Here is a 15,753-nt window from a genome sequence, read left to right on the forward strand (position 1 = left end):
GTACCTGGGATCATCCCCGCATACGCGGGGTACACGCCTGCAAGCACGGATCGACAGAGCTAAGGGCAGGATCATCCCCGCATACGCGGGGTACACTCAACTGTAAAACTCCCGGAGCTGTTTTTAAAAGGATCATCCCCGCATACGCGGGGTACACTTATAAACCGGCGGCCCTGGGTATGCTTAAACAGGATCATCCCCGCATACGCGGGGTACACCGCATGATAGTGACGGCCCGGACGTTGTACCCAGGATCATCCCCGCATACGCGGGGTACACGGAGGCCGGTGTCAAACCACCGGCCATCCGCCAGGATCATCCCCGCATACGCGGGGTACACATGGCAGTCGGACATACTATTGCGACAACAGCGGGATCATCCCCGCATACGCGGGGTACACGCGGTAAATCTGGAATCCGGCGTTATTAAACAGGGATCATCCCCGCATACGCGGGGTACACGTGTTCTGCGTCGTCCTCATGGGCAACGTAAAAGGATCATCCCCGCATACGCGGGGTACACGGATAAACATATAAAGCACTCTCCTTTACTTAAGGATCATCCCCGCATACGCGGGGTACACCTTTTGAAGCCTTTGCCGCCGACTGGCTGAAAAGGATCATCCCCGCATACGCGGGGTACACCTTTCATTCCTTGCCGCGGTCCTCGTTTCCGGAGGATCATCCCCGCATACGCGGGGTACACTTAACGGCTATTAGCGGCGTACCGGCAAGCGAAGGATCATCCCCGCATACGCGGGGTACACCAACAGAGCTTAATCGTGAAAACCAACGAATTAGGATCATCCCCGCATACGCGGGGTACACTGGCTTCCATTCCAGCTGGCAGCGGCAAGATCGGGATCATCCCCGCATACGCGGGGTACACACTTAAAAAATGCCCAAAATACGCCATTTTTATGGCGTTACGATCCCATTTCATTTAACTTCAAAAACACCTGCTGTGTCAAGATACGATTTGTTAAATCCCTGTGTTTCTGTTCATCCAATTCGAAATGCTTTGTCTTGTATGTGTCAACAAATTCTCGGTAAGACCTTCATCGCAGTATCGTTATTCATTAAAGAGCAGCAAGTAACGCCAGCAGTTAGATACACCCCTCACAGGACCGCCTTTTATCCGTGCCTGCCATCAGCCCAACGCTGCAGCCAAGTGCTCCAAAGGACTGCTGCTTGGACCGTAATTGGCAATGCATCCTTGGTGGACGCCAGCGCCTGGCACTGGATCTGGATTCCCCGCTGCCAGACCTCCTTTTCAAGGGCCAGCCCGTTGGAACACCCCTTCATTAAGTTGACGAATTCTGATACAATGGAATCCATGGAAGACCTTCTCTCCTATCTGTAGTGGTATGGGTAACTAATATAAGGGATTATTCATTTTACCGAGAACTATTTTACACTAAGCTGCACTCTTCACTGCCCTCATGTTATAATATCTTTATGCTAAAAAAGGAGGCTGGGGGATTGGACGAATTACGGGATGGGCTCTATGAGAAAGTAGTTTCGCAACGGCTGGAAAAACTGCTGAAGCAGGCTTCTGCGGGAAACAAGCTCTGGTACAAGCTTTGCGACGACATGGACCCCCAGGATGCGGTACAGTACCTGGCAGATTATGTACGCCATTTGGTACAGATTTGTCTGAAGGACCTGGCGGATAAAGACGATAATGCTCTGTTGCAGCAGGAACTGGCTTTGACCAATGGCCTGGTAGATACGCTGACAAAGCACTTGCCGGAACTGGGAACGGACAACCAGATCGATCTGCCCAACTTTTTGCTACTGGAACTGCAGAACCGGTTGAACCATTTGCAGGAAACACAGCGCCTCCGGCCCCAGACCTCCCTTTCCCACTCGTTTTTGTTCACCAACAGCCAACAAGGATGTATCGCTGGTGACGGAATTGCAGCGAGAGATTGCCTCCAGCGACCGGATTGATTTTCTGGTATCGTTCATCAAGTTTTCGGGGCTGACGCTGATCCTGCCCTACCTGCGCACGTTTACCCAAGCGGGCGGCCAGTTGCGGATTTTGACCACCACATACATGGGCGCCACGGACCCCAAGGCCATTGCCAAACTGGCGGGTCTGCCCAACACGGAAATTCGGATTTCGTACAATGTAAAAGAAACCCGGCTGCACGCCAAAGCGTACCTGTTCCACCGGGATAGTGGCTATTCCACGGCCTATGTGGGTTCTTCCAACCTTTCCCATGCGGCCATCGCAGACGGGCTGGAATGGAACATGAAGGTGACCCAGCAGGATATGCCCGGCATCATGGACAAAATGTGGGCCACATTCGAAACGTACTGGCATTCGGAAGATTTTCAGCCTTACCAGAAAGACGACCTGCCGAAACTGCAAAAGGCCATCGACCATGAACGGGGCTGGGACCAGAAATCCAATACGGCGCTGCCTTACACATTTACCATCCATCCCTACCCCTTTCAACAAGTCATCCTGGATGCCCTGGAAGTAGAACGGAAAGAACGGAACCACTGGAAGAATCTGATTGTAGCAGCTACGGGGACTGGCAAAACGGCCATTTCTGCCTTTGATTACCGGCGGGTTCTGCAAAGCTGCCCGAAAGGGGCCAGACTGTTGTTTGTGGCCCACCGGGAAGAAATCCTGGAGCAAAGTCTTTCCTGCTTCCGCCAGGTGCTGAAAGATCCCAACTTTGGGGAACTGTCCGTGGACGGCAAACATCCCACCCATATGGATCATGTGTTCATGTCCATCCAGACTTGCAACAGCCTGAAATTGTGGAAGCAGATGGACCCGGCCTATTACGATATGATCATCGTAGATGAATTCCACCATGCGGCGGCCCCTTCGTACCAGAAATTGCTGCATTTTTTCACGCCGAAGATTTTGCTGGGATTGACGGCCACTCCGGAACGGATGGATGGCAAAAGCATCCTGGGCTGGTTCGATAACCATATTGCTGCCGAAATCCGGTTGCCGGCCGCCATTGAACGGCGTCTGCTCTGCCCGTTTCACTACTTTGGGGTGGAAGATACGGTGGACCTACGCCAGGTAAACTGGACCAATGGCCATTACGATGTAGGTGCACTGACCAACCTGTACGTGCTGGAAAGCCATACGGCCAGCAAGCGGGCGGACGCCATTTTGCGGGCGTTGGACAACTACACGGCAGATTTGCGGGGCGTCAAGGGCGTAGGATTCTGCGTATCGAAAGCCCATGCCCATTTTATGGCAGAGTATTTCAGCCATAAGGGGATACCCTCCCTGGCCCTGGACAGTGATTCCAAAGAGGACGAACGGCAAAGCGCCCGGCAAAAGCTGGAAAGCGGTACGATCACCTTCTTGTTTGTAGTGGATTTGTTCAACGAAGGGGTGGATATTCCCTGCATCAACACAGTGCTGTTCCTGCGGCCTACGAACAGTATGACAGTATTTCTTCAGCAGTTGGGCCGTGGACTGCGGCTGGATAAAGGCAAGGATTGCCTGACAGTTCTGGACTTTGTGGCCCAAGCCAACCGCCATTACGATTTTGCCAGTCGGTTCCAAGCCCTGATAGGCCGCAGTGATGTGCCTTTAAAGCGAGAAATCGAAAATGGATTCCCTCATGTACCCAAAGGCTGCTCCATCCAACTGGAAGAAATCGCCCAGAAGCGTGTGTTGGATAACATCCGGTCCCAGCTGCGGGGCAATGCATTCTACCAAAATTGTATCCAGGAATTGTACGACGCAATGGGACACCATGTACCAACCATCAGTGAATTTTTCAAGGCCGCCAAGGTAAAACCCGAAGTCTTTTACAACGGCAAACGAACCTATGCCAGACTATGCGCCAATGCAGGAGTGATTCCCAAGTTTGCAGAAACAGACGAAGAATGTATACTGAAACGGGCCATACCCCGGCTACTAGGAATAGATTCACCCCAATGGCTGCGTTTTTTGCAAAAGATGCTACTCATTGGAGAAAAACCGGCAGCATTGAATCCTCTCGAGCGACAATATCTGCGCATGTGGCAGTTCACCCTGTGGGGCAAGGATTGGCAGGAAACGGCTCTGACGGAACCCTGGATAGCCATCAGTCAATGGAAGCAGTGGCCGGAATTGCACAAAGAGCTGGAAGAGATATTGGACCTTCAGTTTGCCCGGTTCAGTGTGCTTCCCCAAAAGGCCCATCTTCCCTATCCCTGCGCCCTTGAAGTGTATTGTAATTATTCCCGGGGCCAAATTTTTGCAGCTCTGGGATTGGAAAAGCCCAATAGCGTGCGAGAAGGAGTCAAATATCTGCACTCCCGGAATAGTCAGGTAGTAAACCTGGATACGGATGTTTTTTTAATAACCTTGAACAAGTCGGAAAAAGAATTTTCCGAATCCACCCGATACGAAGATTATTCCATTGACAAGAACCTGTTCCATTGGCAAAGCCAGAATGCCACCACCCAGGAATCCAAAACAGGTCAGCGATATTTGAACCAGCGCAAAACAGGTTCCATTGTGTTATTGTTCGTGCGGGAACAGAAAAAGGACCCCCAGGGAGGGTCCCAGAATTATACTTTTTTAGGCCCTGCTCAAATCGTCAAGGCTTATGGCAGCCAGCCTATTACCATCATTTACAAATTGGACAATCCCATTCCGGCCAAGTATATTACAAAGACAGATTGCAGTGGAGTATTATAGGTAGCATATAGATTTCTCCGTTCTGTCATAAAGGCACTGGGTCACCAGCTTAGCTGCTCCCATTCACTCATACTCTGTTTTCACCTGCTCTTTTCTTTCATTTATGTTATACTGAAAAAACATTCTCAAAGGAGCTGATACTATGACATCCTGTCTCATCGTGGGCCTGGGCGGCTTCGTGGGGTCCGTCCTGCGGTATCTGATCGGCCTTCTGCCCTATGAACACAGCAGCGGTTTTCCGCTGAAAACGTTTTTCATCAACATCGTCGGTGCCTTCCTCATCGGTGCCGTGGCTGCCCTGGCGAGCCGCAATTCCCTTTCGCCCCGGCTGGCCCTGTTCCTCAAGGTGGGCATCTGCGGCGGTTTCACCACCTTCTCTTCCTTTGCTCTAGAAAGCCAGCAGCTGATGGATAAAGGTTCTGCCGTCACTGCCGCCCTGTACATGGGTCTGTCCCTGCTTCTGGGCGTCCTGTCCTGCCTTGCCGGCCAGAAGGTGGTATGATGGAATCCACCCTGCCCTCCGGGGCCTCTCCCACCCGCCTGAAGACCTTTCTGCAGAGCCTGGGCCTTTCGGGCACTTACTGGAAAAAGCTGAAGGCCGCCGGTGCCCTTTCCGTAAACGGTACCATCACCCGGCGGGACGCCCTGCTGCAGCCCGGCGACACCATCTGCTGGCACTTTTTGCCGGAACACTCGGACCTGCTCCCCGAAAAGGAACCCCTGGACATCCTCCTGGAAACGGAGCTTTTCCTGGCCGTCAACAAACCGGCGGGGCTTGTGACCCACAACGCAGGAAAGGAACGTACCCCTTCCCTGAGCCGCCGGGTAGCCTGGTACTATCATGAGCACGGGCTCCCCTGCGGCATCCACCCTGTCTCCCGTCTGGACCGGGAAACTTCGGGCATCGTACTCTTCGCCAAAAATGCCTGCGTACACCATATGCTGAGCTCCGGCGCCCTGGAAAAGACCTATCTGGGCCTTACCCGGGGCCACTGGGAACAGTCAGAAGGCATTATCGCCCTCCCCATCGGCCGTAAGCCCGGCTCCATCGTGGAACGGCAGGTGGACCCCGCCGGTCTTTCTGCCCGCACCCGCTACAAAGTGGTAGAAGAACGGAACGGACTTACCCTGGTGCGGTTCACCCTGGAAACGGGCCGCACCCACCAGATCCGTGTCCACTGCGCCGCTCTGGGCCACCCCCTTCTGGGCGACACCCTGTACGGAGTCCCCGGCGTCCCGGGCCGTCACTACCTCCACGCCTGGAAACTGCGGCTCAAGGTTCCCTTTACGGACAGATTTCTCACCATCACCGCCCCGCTGCCGGAAGATTTTCTCACTGTATGGCAAAAAAACACGGATATGGTATAATGAATCCATAGAGAAATCAAGGAGGTTTCAAATATGCCATTTGTAACAACTACTGAAATGTTCAAAAAAGCCTATGAAGGTCATTATGCCGTTGGCGCCTTCAACGTCAACAATATGGAAATCGTCCAGGGGATCGTGGATGCCGCCAAAGAAGAACAGTCCCCGCTGATCCTGCAGGTATCCGCCGGCGCCCGGAAATACGCCAAGCACAACTACCTGCTGCACCTGGTAGAAGCCGCCATGGAAGATACCGGCCTGCCCATTGCCCTGCATCTGGATCACGGCGCTGATTTCGATATCTGCAAGGCCTGCGTGGACGGCGGTTTTACCTCTGTCATGATCGACGGTTCCAAGTATCCGTTTGAAGAAAATATCGAACTGACCAAACGGGTCGTGGATTATGCCCACAATAAAGGCGTTGTGGTAGAAGCTGAACTGGGCAAACTGGCCGGCGTGGAAGATGCTGTAAAGGTCAACACCCGGGAAGCCACCTACACCGACCCGGATCAGGCTGTGGAATTCGTGGAACGCACCGGCGTGGACTCCCTGGCCATCGCCATCGGGACCAGCCATGGTGCCTATAAGTTCAAAGGCAAACCCCAGCTGGACTTCGACCGTCTGGAAAAGATCACCAACCTGCTGCCGGGCTTCCCTCTGGTGCTGCACGGTGCCTCCACGGTCATCCCTGAATTCGTGGAAGAATGCAACAAGTACGGCGGCAATCTGGACGGTGCGCAGGGCTGCCCCGAACCCATGCTGAAGAAAGCCGGCACCTACGGCGTCTGCAAGATCAACATCGATACGGACCTGCGGCTGGCCATGACCGCTTCCATCCGGAAATACCTGTACGAACATCCGGAAGATTTCGATCCCCGTTCCTACCTGGGCAAGGGCCGGGAAGCCATCAAACAGATGGTAGCCCACAAGATGCGGGATGTACTGAATTCTTCCCACAGACTGTAATTTCCTTACACAAAAAGACTGCTGCGGATTTTTCGCAGCAGTCTTTTTTCATAGGGCTCATGGCCTTTATTTCTTTATATGTCCATACAGGAACCGGTCAATCATGCTCGCCACCACTTCTTCCATATTTTCCTTGTTGATGGCGCCCTGGTTGAACAGCATAAAGATACTGAAGTAGAAATTCTGGCTCATGATGTCCTGGTAATCCATGGCCAGTTTGATATATCCGTTTTCCATGGCACGCCGAAAGATTTCTTCCAGCAGGTGGATTTCGCTGCCGATCAGTTCGGCATACCGTCGTTTCACGGCGATTTCCTGCTTCGTGGGCCTGCGGCCCCACCGTACATCCAGTACAAAGTCGCTGGCTTCCTTGTTCCACAACAGCCGCCAGCCATCCTGCTGATTCAGCAGCTCGAACAGGATCACGGACCACAGGGTGCCGTTTCGGAACAGGAAATGCAGGAACGCATATACATATTCCCGGAACTGGCCTTCAAAGGTGGTCTCACCCTCCACGGCCTTCTGCAGTACCTTCACCAGCCGTTTATTCTTTTCTTCCACCAGGGTGTAGAACAGGTTCTCCTTATTCTTGAAATATTTATACACGGTTCCCTTCCCCGTATCGGCGATCTGGATGATTTCGTCCAGGGTGGCCTGGGTATAGCCCTTATGGGAAAAGACCTTTTCGGCCGCCTTCAGGATCCGTTTATCCTTGGGAATCTCGTCGTTGACAGTTTGTTTTGTCATATGGTACACGCTCCTACAGCAACTTTTGTCTTGTCATCACTTTATTAGTATAATCGATTTTTCCCAACTTTGCCATCATGAAAATCAGACGGTAACGGATCCGCCCGGACTGCCGGAGTAACGGCTCTGATCCACCCGCAGTCTTACACCAGTCCAAGATTCTTGAACGCAAGTACCCACAGGAACATGGTCAGACAGCTCAGCGCCGAGGAGAAGATCACGCAGTTGCCCGCCAGCTCCCCATCACTGTCCATCTGCTGGGCCATGGCAAAGGAGGCCACAGCGCAGGGAGTGGCACTCATGGCCATCAGGGAGGCCAGTTCCACATTCCGCAGGCCCACAAAGACCGCAGCCCCCATTACGATGGCCGGAGCCAGCACCAGACGGCCGAACACCGTGAAGACCAGTTCCTTCATCTCGCTGATGGCCCCCTGCAGGGTGAACGAAGCCCCCAGTACGATGAGGGCAAAGGGCGTGGTGCTGCCGGCGATGGCCTTGATGCATTTCAGCAGGGCCGCAGGCGCCGGAAAGGGCAGCAGCTTGAACAGCAGACCCCCGATGGCCCCCAGGATCATGGGGTTTTGCAGCACGCCCCACAGGATCTTCACAGGATTGAAGGTACCGCCCCGGAAGGTCTCCAGTGTAAATACGGCCAGTACATTGTAAATGGGGATGATGATGGCGCACAGCATCAAAGGCAGGGCTGTTGCCTCACTGCCGTACAGGTTCTCCACCAGAGGAACGCCCAGAAGGATGAAGTTGCTGCGATAAAAGGCCTGGATCATGGCTCCCCGCTTCTTGTTGTCTTTCACCAGAGTCGTGATCAGCATGAAGCCCACCAGGTATTCCGCCAGCAGGCAGCCTACAGTAAAGGCCACGAACGTGGGTTTCATCACCTTGCTCACATCGGTGTAATACACGGAATAGAACATGTTGGTGGGAAGGAATACCCCGAAGACCAGTTTGTTGAAGTACGAAATGATCTGGGGCGTAAAGCCGTAGCGTCTCTTGGCCAGAAGACCGATACCCATGTAAATCATCAGCGGCAGCACAGCTCCCGCTGCAATCCAGAAATTCCCCATAAAAAGGCCCCCTCCGATGTTGTAACAAAATTGTGATATGTAGTATTAGCGTATCATAATTTAAGGGAATAGGCAATATTCGGGAGTGTCATTGGGGAGCAGCTGATAAAAAAAATCCGCCCCTGCAGGCGGATTTTTTTGGTCATGGCTTCCCGGCCATTGGCATATCCTGTTTTTACAGCTCCAGTCCCGTTACAGGGTCCAGTCCCATGGCAATGTTCATGTTCTCGATGGCAGCGCCGCTGGCACCCTTGCCCAGGTTGTCGAACTGGGCGCTGACGGTGAACCGTTCCTCGTTGCCGCAGATGTAAATCTTCATATTGTCTTTCCCCGCCAGGATGTTGCTGCCCAGCATCTTGGGCTGTTCTTCGGCCGTTTCCACGGTGATGAATTTCTGATCCCTATAAAAATCCTTGTACAACTTCCGGATGGCAGCCAGGCTCAGGTTCTCCGGCATCAGGAACCCAGCGGTGACCAGCATGCCGGCGTAGTACGGTGCCACGATGGGCAGGAAAATCGGCTCCTGCTCCAGCCCCGTGTATTTCAGGATCTCCGGCAGGTGCTTGTGCTTCTGGCCCAGAGAATAAATCCGAGGTGCATCCAGTTCCCTGTCATGGAGATTTTCATAGGAGGCAATCATTTTCTTGCCCCCGCCGGAATACCCGGTAAGGGACGTGAGAGTATACAGCCCTTTCTTTTCGATGAGCCCGGCTTTCAGCAGCGGTGCCAGCACAGCAATGGAACCGGTGGCATGACAGCCCGGATTGGCAATGCGATTGCTGCTTTGGATGGCATGCAGGAACCGGGGCCCCAGTTCCGGAAACCCGTAGGCCCAGTCCGGATCGCAGCGGAAGGCTGTAGAAGTATCGATGATCTTGGTATCACAATTTCTAGCGGCAGCGGCTACTTCCCGGGAAGCAGCATCCGGCAGGCACAGAAAGGCCACATCGGCCAGGTCGATCTTTTCCAGCCGGGCATCCAGGTTTTTGCGCAGGTCGCTGCTGATGGTGAGCAGCTCGATGTCACTGCGCTGTTTCAGCCGCTGGGCCAGCCGCAGTCCTGTAGTCCCTTCGCCGCCGTCAATGAATACTTTAAACATATCAAACCACCCCTCACCTGTATTTGCAGATATCGAATATTTTTAGAATAGGGACATTATAGCACAAATGGGAGAAGGGGTGTAGGGATTTTTTGTAAAAAGTGCATAAAAATGCAGAATTTGTTTCGATTTTTGCATTTTTAATGATTGGCAGACAGTATGTTACGCACTTCTTTTCCCCACCAGACACCTCATGGAATTCAGTACACAAAGGATCAGCACCCCGGTATCTGCAAAAATCGCAAACCACATGTTGATGAAGCCCAGGGCCCCCAGGAGCAGGCTGATTGCCTTGATCCCGATGGCGAACACGATATTCTGATATACGATGCCCACGCACTTCCGGGCAATTTTGATGGCTGTGCTGATTTTCAGCGGATCGTCATCCATGAGTACCACATCTGCCGCCTCGATGGCCGCATCGCTGCCCAGGGCCCCCATGGCAATGCCCACATCTGCCAGGGACAGTACCGGTGCGTCGTTGATCCCGTCGCCCACAAAGGCCACTTTGTCTTTCCCGTTCTTGCGGCGGATCAGCTCGTCCACCTTCTCCACCTTGCCCTGGGGCAGCAGCTCGCTGTATACCTTGTCGATACCCAGCTGCGCCGCCACCGCCTCGGCCGGTTTTTTCGCATCCCCGGTGAGCATCACCACTTCTTTCACACCGTTTTCCTTCAGTGCCCGCACCGCCTGCACAGAATGGGCTTTGATCCGGTCCGCGATCAGGATGTGTCCCTGATACTCGCCATCGATGGCCACATGCACCAGTGTCCCCACCATATGGCAATCCAGGTAAGGCACGCCCAGCTGTTCCATGAGCTTGCTGTTGCCGGCGGCCACCTCCTGGCCGTCCACTTTGGCCAGGATGCCCTTTCCGCTGATTTCCCGGATGTCCGTCACCCGGCTGCGGTCGATGGGACTGCCGTAAGCCTTCTGCAGGCTCCTGCTGATGGGATGGCTGCTGGCACATTCCGCCAGGGCAGCCATTTCCAGCACCCGTTCCTTGGCCAGCTTATTGTGGTGCAGGGCGCTGACCTCGAACACCCCTTCTGTCAGGGTACCGGTCTTATCCATGACCACATAGGCCGTGCGGGCCAGCGTCTCCATATAGTTGGAACCCTTGATCAGGATGCCCTGCCGGCTGGCGCCCCCGATTCCCGCAAAAAAGCTCAGAGGAATGGAAAGTACCAGTGCACAGGGGCAGCTTACTACCAGGAAAAGCAGGCTGCGGTACAGCCACATATGCCACAGCGGCTGCCAGCCCATGGCCAGCCGCACAACGGGCGGCAGCAAAAACAGGGCCAGTGCCGAACCGCACACGACCGGGGTATACACCCGGGCGAATCTGGAAATGAACACTTCGGATCTGGCCTTCCGGCTGTTGGCGTCCTCTACCAGTTCCAGGATCCTGGATACGGTGGATTCCCCGAATTCCTTTGTGGTCCTGATGGTCAGCACGCCGCTCTGGTTGATGCAGCCGCTGATCACCTCGCTGCCGGGCCCCACATCCCGGGGCAGGCTCTCGCCGGTAAGCGCCGCCGTTTCCAAGGTGCTGCGGCCGGTAAGCACGATGCCGTCGATAGGCACCTTTTCTCCGGGCTGTACGGTGATGGCAGTCCCCACCGGCACTTCATCCGGGTCCACCTTCACCAGCTTCCCGTCCTTTTCGATGTTGGCGTAGTCCGGCCGGATGTCCATCAGATCACTGATATTCCGCCGACTCCTGTCCACCGCATAATCCTCGAACAGTTCCCCCACCTGGTAGAACAGCATGACGGCCACGCCTTCCGCAAAGTCGGCGTTCTGGTAGATGCCCAGGCCGAAGGCGCCCAGGCTGGCCACCGCCATCAGGAAGTTCTCATCCAGTACCTGACCCTTCCTGATATTCTTCACGGCCTTGCGCAGGATGTCACAGGAAATGAGCAGATAGGCTGCCAGGTACGGCAAAAGGTGCAGCACCCGGGTGGTGGCAACCACACCTTCCCCGTTCCAGGAATCCGGCAGGAACCCTGCGCCAAAGGTCAGCAGGGCACTCACTGCAATCCGCCCGATCATCTGTTTCTGTTCTTGTTCCATTGTATACCACCTCTCCGGAAAGCCTGGACGGAGCACCTGCCCCGTCCAGGCCTCCATGCAATGCTTCTACGACCACTTAACAATATATCTTGAAGTCGTCGTCCAGTTTTTCCACGGCAGCCTTGCAGCGGCCCATCACTTCTCCGGGGTCGGCTCCGTCTTCAAAGGTCACCTTCAGTTTCAGCAGCATAAAGTTCAGCACGGCGTCCTTTACGCCCTCCGTAGCCTTCACCGCTTCTTCCATTTTGGCTGCGCAGTTGGCGCAGTCCACATCCACCTTATAGCTCCTGGTCATCATGAGTCCTCCTTTTCCGTCTTAACAATTAAATATTTATTTAATCGTTTTACACCCTATATATACCCTCTCCCCAGATAAAAGTCAAGAGGAACCTGATTTTCCTACAATCAGATTCCTCTCAATTCAAAAAATGTTTAATTGTTTACAGGTTTGCCCCAAAAGTCACCCCAATACATGATAGAACAAGAAAGTGACTACCCAGGCTGTGCACAGCTGGAACAGAGCTTCGAACCCCGTCCATTTCCAGCTGCCGCTTTCCTTGTGGATGGTGGCCAGAGCTGCCGCACAGGGCACGTACAGCAGACAGAATACCATGAGGCAGATGGCATTCACCGAAGTGAAACCGATACTTTCCAGATCCCGGGTAAAAGCAGCCATCCCTGCCCCGCTGCTGGCGTTGGTGATACCGAACAGCACAGCACAGCTGCTGACCACCACTTCTTTGGCACTGATGCCGGCCAGAAGAGCCAGGCAGATCTGCCAGAAGCCCAGGCCCACAGGACGGAAGACGGGGACCAGCACATGCCCGATGAGGGCGCCGAAGCTTTCTGCCGCATCGGTGGTATAGCCCGCCGGGCCAAAATTCAGCAGGAACCAGATGATGATCGTTCCCAGGAAGATCACAGTACCCGCCTTCTGTAGATAGCTTTCCACTTTTTCCCACATATAGATGCTGACGGTATGCATATCCGGCATCTTGTATTCCGGCAGTTCGATCAGCAGGTAATCTTCGTCCTCCCGCTTCTTGAACAGTTCGATGCCCCGCAGGCCCAGGGCCACCAGAATGGCCACGATGAGCCCGATCAAGTACATGGAATAGGCCACCACCATGGCGTGTCTGCCGAAGAACATTTCCGCAAACAGGATATAGATGGTCAGCCGAGCGTTGCAGCTCATGAACGGGGTGATCAGCATGACCTTGTACCGGTCCCTCTTGTGTTCCAGGGCCCGGGAGGCCATAATGGCCGGAACCGTGCACCCGAAGCCCAGCAGCATGGGGATGAAGGCCTTGCCCGAAAGCCCCAGCTTGCTCATCACGTCTTCCATGACATAGGCCACACGGGCCATGTAGCCCGAATCTTCCAAAAAGCCCAAAGTCAGGAACAGGATCAGGATGTTGGGCAGGAACGTGATGATGGTACCCACGCCGCCCAGCACTCCGTCGATGATCAGGCTCTGCAGGGCATCGTTCACATTGCCCGTGGCCATGGCTGCTTTCAGGATCTCGCTGAACCAGTCGATGGCTTCTTCCATATAGCCCTTCAGCCAGTCGCCCACGGTGAAGGTCAGGAAGAAGACCACGGCCATGATCAGCAGGAACACCGGAATGCCCAGGTATTTATTGGTCAGGATGCTGTCCAGCCGGTCCGTGAGTTTGTCGCTTTCCTCTTTGTGCAGCAGCACTTCGTGGATGATTTCTTCGATGAAATCATATTTTTCCCGGATGATCCGGGTTTCGTAATTTTTGTCCAGCAAGTCATTGCGCTGCACAGGGTACTTCTTCAGGATTTCCTTGTCCTGCTCCAGCAGCTTGATGGCGTGCCACCGGGGGTTCACGATGTGGGGATACTTCTCTTCCAGGGCCACGATCAGTTTGTCAATCCGGTCTTCGATGGGATCGCTGTATACCATAGCATACTTCTTGTGGTCCAGCCGATGGGCCCCCACGGCCTTGTGTTCGTGGATCAGAGGGTCCGTATGCTTGGCATCCCGATGATGGATAGCTGCATGGAGCAGTACATCCAAACCCCGGCGCTTCCGGGCTGAAACGGGAATCACCGGGATCCCCAGCATTTCCGGCAGCCGGTGCAGGTCGATTTCCATCCCCCGTTTTTCCACAATATCCATCATATTCAGGGCCATGACCACAGGCTTGCCCAGTTCCAGCAGCTGCAGTGTCAGATACAGGCTGCGTTCCAGAGCCGAGGCATCTACCACGTTGATAATCACGTCCACCTCATCGCTTAGGATGAAATCACGGCTGACGATTTCTTCCATGGTATAGGATGTAAGGCTGTAGGTACCGGGCAGGTCCACCAGACGGATGTCGATGTCGTGGCGGCGAATGGCGCCTTCCACTTTTTCCACTGTCACCCCGGGCCAGTTGGCCACCTTCAGGTTTGCGCCGGTGAAGGCATTGAACAGGGTGGTCTTGCCGCAGTTGGGGTTACCGATGAAACCGATGGTCATATGGCGGGCGTCATGCAGGAACGTGTCCTTGGATTGCTGCTCAGTCATGGGCCACCTCCACTTTATCCACACCGATGTTCCGGGTCATGTTGTAGCCCAGGGCGAAGCGGGTACCCCGGAGCAGGATGATCATGATGCCCTTGCCTTTCCGGTTCACGACTGCAATCCGGGTGCCAAGTGTCATGCCCAGAGCCTGCAGCCGGCGTTCAATGGTAAAAGGCAGGTCGATTTTGGTTACAACCGCACTCTGCCCGATTTTCAATTGATTCAATTGCAATGAAAACTCCTCCTGTAAGTGGGAAAAAAGAAAAAGAGACTGCCGAGTGGGCAGTCTCCACCAATTTTCATTTCTTTCCCAAAGACTAACCGCTAGTCTTATTATAGAACACATAAGGAGAATGTGTCCAGAACGATTCCGCACAATCCCTTTCCTTACAATACCTTTGCCCCATCCTCATCGATTTTCAACAGATGGATAATGGTTCCGATATTTCTCTTTTTAAACGGCTCTTCCATGGCCCTGCCCACCTCCAGGGCATCGCCCTCTTCGGGCACATAGGCCATCAGCGTGGAACCGGCCCCGGATATGATGCCGTTATAGGCACCGGCCTTCCGGGCCGCTTCCAGTGCTTCCTTTGCCCCGGGGATCAGTGACAGCCTATAGGGCTGGTGCAGCCTGTCTTCCAGCGCCGTGGTCAGAAATCCGTAATCTCCGCTCATAAGACTCCCTACCAGCAGGGCCGCCCGGCTGACATTATACACTGCATCCTTGTGGGGCACTTCTTTCGGCAGGGCCGCCCGTGCCTTACTGGTGGGCAGCTGCATTTCCGGCACCAACACCACCAGTTTCAGAGGTTTCGCCAGAGGGATCTTCAGGCTTTCCACCTTTCCGCCCTCCATCACGTTCACCGTAATGCCGCCCAGGATAGCCGGAGCCACATTATCCGGATGTCCCTCAATTTTTGTAGCTTCTGTTACCAGTTCCGGCCTGGTCAGGGGATTCCCAGACAGTGCATTGGCTGCCATCAGCCCGGCCACGATGGCCGTAGAACTGCTCCCCAGACCCCGGGATACGGGTACCCTGATCTTGCAGGTAATCCTCAGCCCGGTTTCCGGCTGCTTCAGCTTTTCCCACAGGGTGTAAAACGCCTGGGCCCCCAGATTGCTGCGCCCGCTGGGCAGCTGCCCGGCTCCCTGGCCCTCGCTGTCCACCATTACTCCCTGGTCTGCCGGCAGCAGTTCATAGGAAAATTCATTATAC

14 protein-coding genes and 1 CRISPR repeat array are annotated in these 15,753 nt (G+C 54.4%); of the genes, 5 read left to right on the forward strand and 9 right to left on the reverse strand.

Going from position 1 to position 15,753, the window contains the following annotated elements; translation table 11 throughout:
• The first annotated feature begins 6 nt into the window (after positions 1-6).
• Positions 7-889: direct repeats of the CRISPR family, unit length 29 nt; unit sequence AGGATCATCCCCGCATACGCGGGGTACAC.
• A gap of 245 nt (positions 890-1,134) precedes the next feature.
• Positions 1,135-1,338, reverse strand: coding sequence for a hypothetical protein (locus ACR0QW_RS08800; RefSeq protein ID WP_432643322.1), 204 nt, complete (start codon positions 1,336-1,338; stop codon positions 1,135-1,137).
• Positions 1,339-1,482: 144 nt separating this feature from the next.
• Between ACR0QW_RS08800 and ACR0QW_RS08805 the strand changes: the two genes are divergently transcribed.
• The 5 genes from ACR0QW_RS08805 to fba all read left to right on the forward strand — a co-directional run bounded on the left by ACR0QW_RS08805 (position 1,483) and on the right by fba (position 7,000).
• Positions 1,483-1,953 carry a hypothetical protein gene (locus tag ACR0QW_RS08805; RefSeq protein ID WP_432643323.1) on the forward strand — a complete coding sequence of 157 codons (471 nt, stop codon included), beginning with the start codon at positions 1,483-1,485 and terminating at the stop codon, positions 1,951-1,953.
• On the forward strand, positions 1,910-4,669 hold the full coding sequence (locus ACR0QW_RS08810; RefSeq protein WP_432643324.1) for a DUF3427 domain-containing protein: 2,760 nt from the start codon (positions 1,910-1,912) through the stop codon (positions 4,667-4,669). Before ACR0QW_RS08805 ends, ACR0QW_RS08810 begins: the two co-directional genes overlap by 44 nt.
• A 142-nt stretch (positions 4,670-4,811) precedes the next feature.
• Positions 4,812-5,171: a fluoride efflux transporter CrcB gene (crcB, locus tag ACR0QW_RS08815; RefSeq protein WP_432643325.1), complete on the forward strand. Its 360-nt coding sequence runs from the start codon at positions 4,812-4,814 to the stop codon at positions 5,169-5,171.
• Complete coding sequence (locus tag ACR0QW_RS08820) at positions 5,168-6,037, forward strand: RluA family pseudouridine synthase (protein WP_432643326.1); 870 nt, start codon at positions 5,168-5,170, stop codon at positions 6,035-6,037. The genes crcB and ACR0QW_RS08820 overlap by 4 nt, the downstream gene beginning before the upstream one ends.
• Positions 6,038-6,070: 33 nt before the next feature.
• Positions 6,071-7,000, forward strand: coding sequence for a class II fructose-1,6-bisphosphate aldolase (gene fba, locus ACR0QW_RS08825; RefSeq protein ID WP_432643327.1), 930 nt, complete (start codon positions 6,071-6,073; stop codon positions 6,998-7,000).
• A gap of 66 nt (positions 7,001-7,066) precedes the next feature.
• Here the strand turns inward: fba and ACR0QW_RS08830 are convergent, their stop codons facing one another.
• The 8 genes from ACR0QW_RS08830 to thrB form a co-directional block, all read right to left on the reverse strand.
• The gene (locus tag ACR0QW_RS08830) at positions 7,067-7,747 is read right to left on the reverse strand and encodes a TetR/AcrR family transcriptional regulator (RefSeq protein ID WP_432643328.1); all 681 of its coding nucleotides are present in this window, start codon (positions 7,745-7,747) and stop codon (positions 7,067-7,069) included.
• Positions 7,748-7,890: 143 nt separating this feature from the next.
• On the reverse strand, positions 7,891-8,829 hold the full coding sequence (locus ACR0QW_RS08835) for an AEC family transporter (RefSeq protein WP_432643329.1): 939 nt from the start codon (positions 8,827-8,829) through the stop codon (positions 7,891-7,893).
• A 175-nt stretch (positions 8,830-9,004) separates the two neighbouring features.
• Positions 9,005-9,928 carry an N-acetyl-gamma-glutamyl-phosphate reductase gene (gene argC, locus ACR0QW_RS08840; protein ID WP_432643330.1) on the reverse strand — a complete coding sequence of 308 codons (924 nt, stop codon included), beginning with the start codon at positions 9,926-9,928 and terminating at the stop codon, positions 9,005-9,007.
• A gap of 162 nt (positions 9,929-10,090) precedes the next feature.
• Positions 10,091-12,004, reverse strand: coding sequence for a heavy metal translocating P-type ATPase (locus ACR0QW_RS08845; protein ID WP_432643331.1), 1,914 nt, complete (start codon positions 12,002-12,004; stop codon positions 10,091-10,093).
• A gap of 76 nt (positions 12,005-12,080) precedes the next feature.
• Complete coding sequence (locus ACR0QW_RS08850) at positions 12,081-12,299, reverse strand: cation transporter (RefSeq protein WP_432643335.1); 219 nt, start codon at positions 12,297-12,299, stop codon at positions 12,081-12,083.
• Between the two features lie 165 nt (positions 12,300-12,464).
• Positions 12,465-14,540, reverse strand: a complete 2,076-nt coding sequence (gene feoB / locus ACR0QW_RS08855; protein WP_432643332.1) for a ferrous iron transport protein B — start codon at positions 14,538-14,540, stop codon at positions 12,465-12,467.
• Positions 14,533-14,769, reverse strand: coding sequence for a FeoA family protein (locus ACR0QW_RS08860; protein ID WP_432643333.1), 237 nt, complete (start codon positions 14,767-14,769; stop codon positions 14,533-14,535). Before ACR0QW_RS08860 ends, feoB begins: the two co-directional genes overlap by 8 nt.
• A 155-nt stretch (positions 14,770-14,924) precedes the next feature.
• The coding region (gene thrB, locus ACR0QW_RS08865) for a homoserine kinase (RefSeq protein ID WP_432643334.1) at positions 14,925-15,753 on the reverse strand (829 nt) is incomplete at its 5' end.

The sequence above is a fragment of the Acidaminococcus sp. genome (genome assembly GCF_050873445.1).
Lineage (GTDB): Bacteria > Bacillota > Negativicutes > Acidaminococcales > Acidaminococcaceae > Acidaminococcus.

Coding starts and splice junctions, on each gene's coding strand:
- ACR0QW_RS08800 (WP_432643322.1), bottom strand. CDS start 1,338: ATGGATTCCATTGTATCAGAATTCGTCAACTTAATGAAGGGGTGTTCC.
- crcB (WP_432643325.1), top strand. CDS start 4,812: ATGACATCCTGTCTCATCGTGGGCCTGGGCGGCTTCGTGGGGTCCGTC.
- ACR0QW_RS08820 (WP_432643326.1), top strand. CDS start 5,168: ATGATGGAATCCACCCTGCCCTCCGGGGCCTCTCCCACCCGCCTGAAG.
- fba (WP_432643327.1), top strand. CDS start 6,071: ATGCCATTTGTAACAACTACTGAAATGTTCAAAAAAGCCTATGAAGGT.
- ACR0QW_RS08830 (WP_432643328.1), bottom strand. CDS start 7,747: ATGACAAAACAAACTGTCAACGACGAGATTCCCAAGGATAAACGGATC.
- ACR0QW_RS08835 (WP_432643329.1), bottom strand. CDS start 8,829: ATGGGGAATTTCTGGATTGCAGCGGGAGCTGTGCTGCCGCTGATGATT.
- argC (WP_432643330.1), bottom strand. CDS start 9,928: ATGTTTAAAGTATTCATTGACGGCGGCGAAGGGACTACAGGACTGCGG.
- ACR0QW_RS08845 (WP_432643331.1), bottom strand. CDS start 12,004: ATGGAACAAGAACAGAAACAGATGATCGGGCGGATTGCAGTGAGTGCC.
- ACR0QW_RS08850 (WP_432643335.1), bottom strand. CDS start 12,299: ATGACCAGGAGCTATAAGGTGGATGTGGACTGCGCCAACTGCGCAGCC.
- feoB (WP_432643332.1), bottom strand. CDS start 14,540: ATGACTGAGCAGCAATCCAAGGACACGTTCCTGCATGACGCCCGCCAT.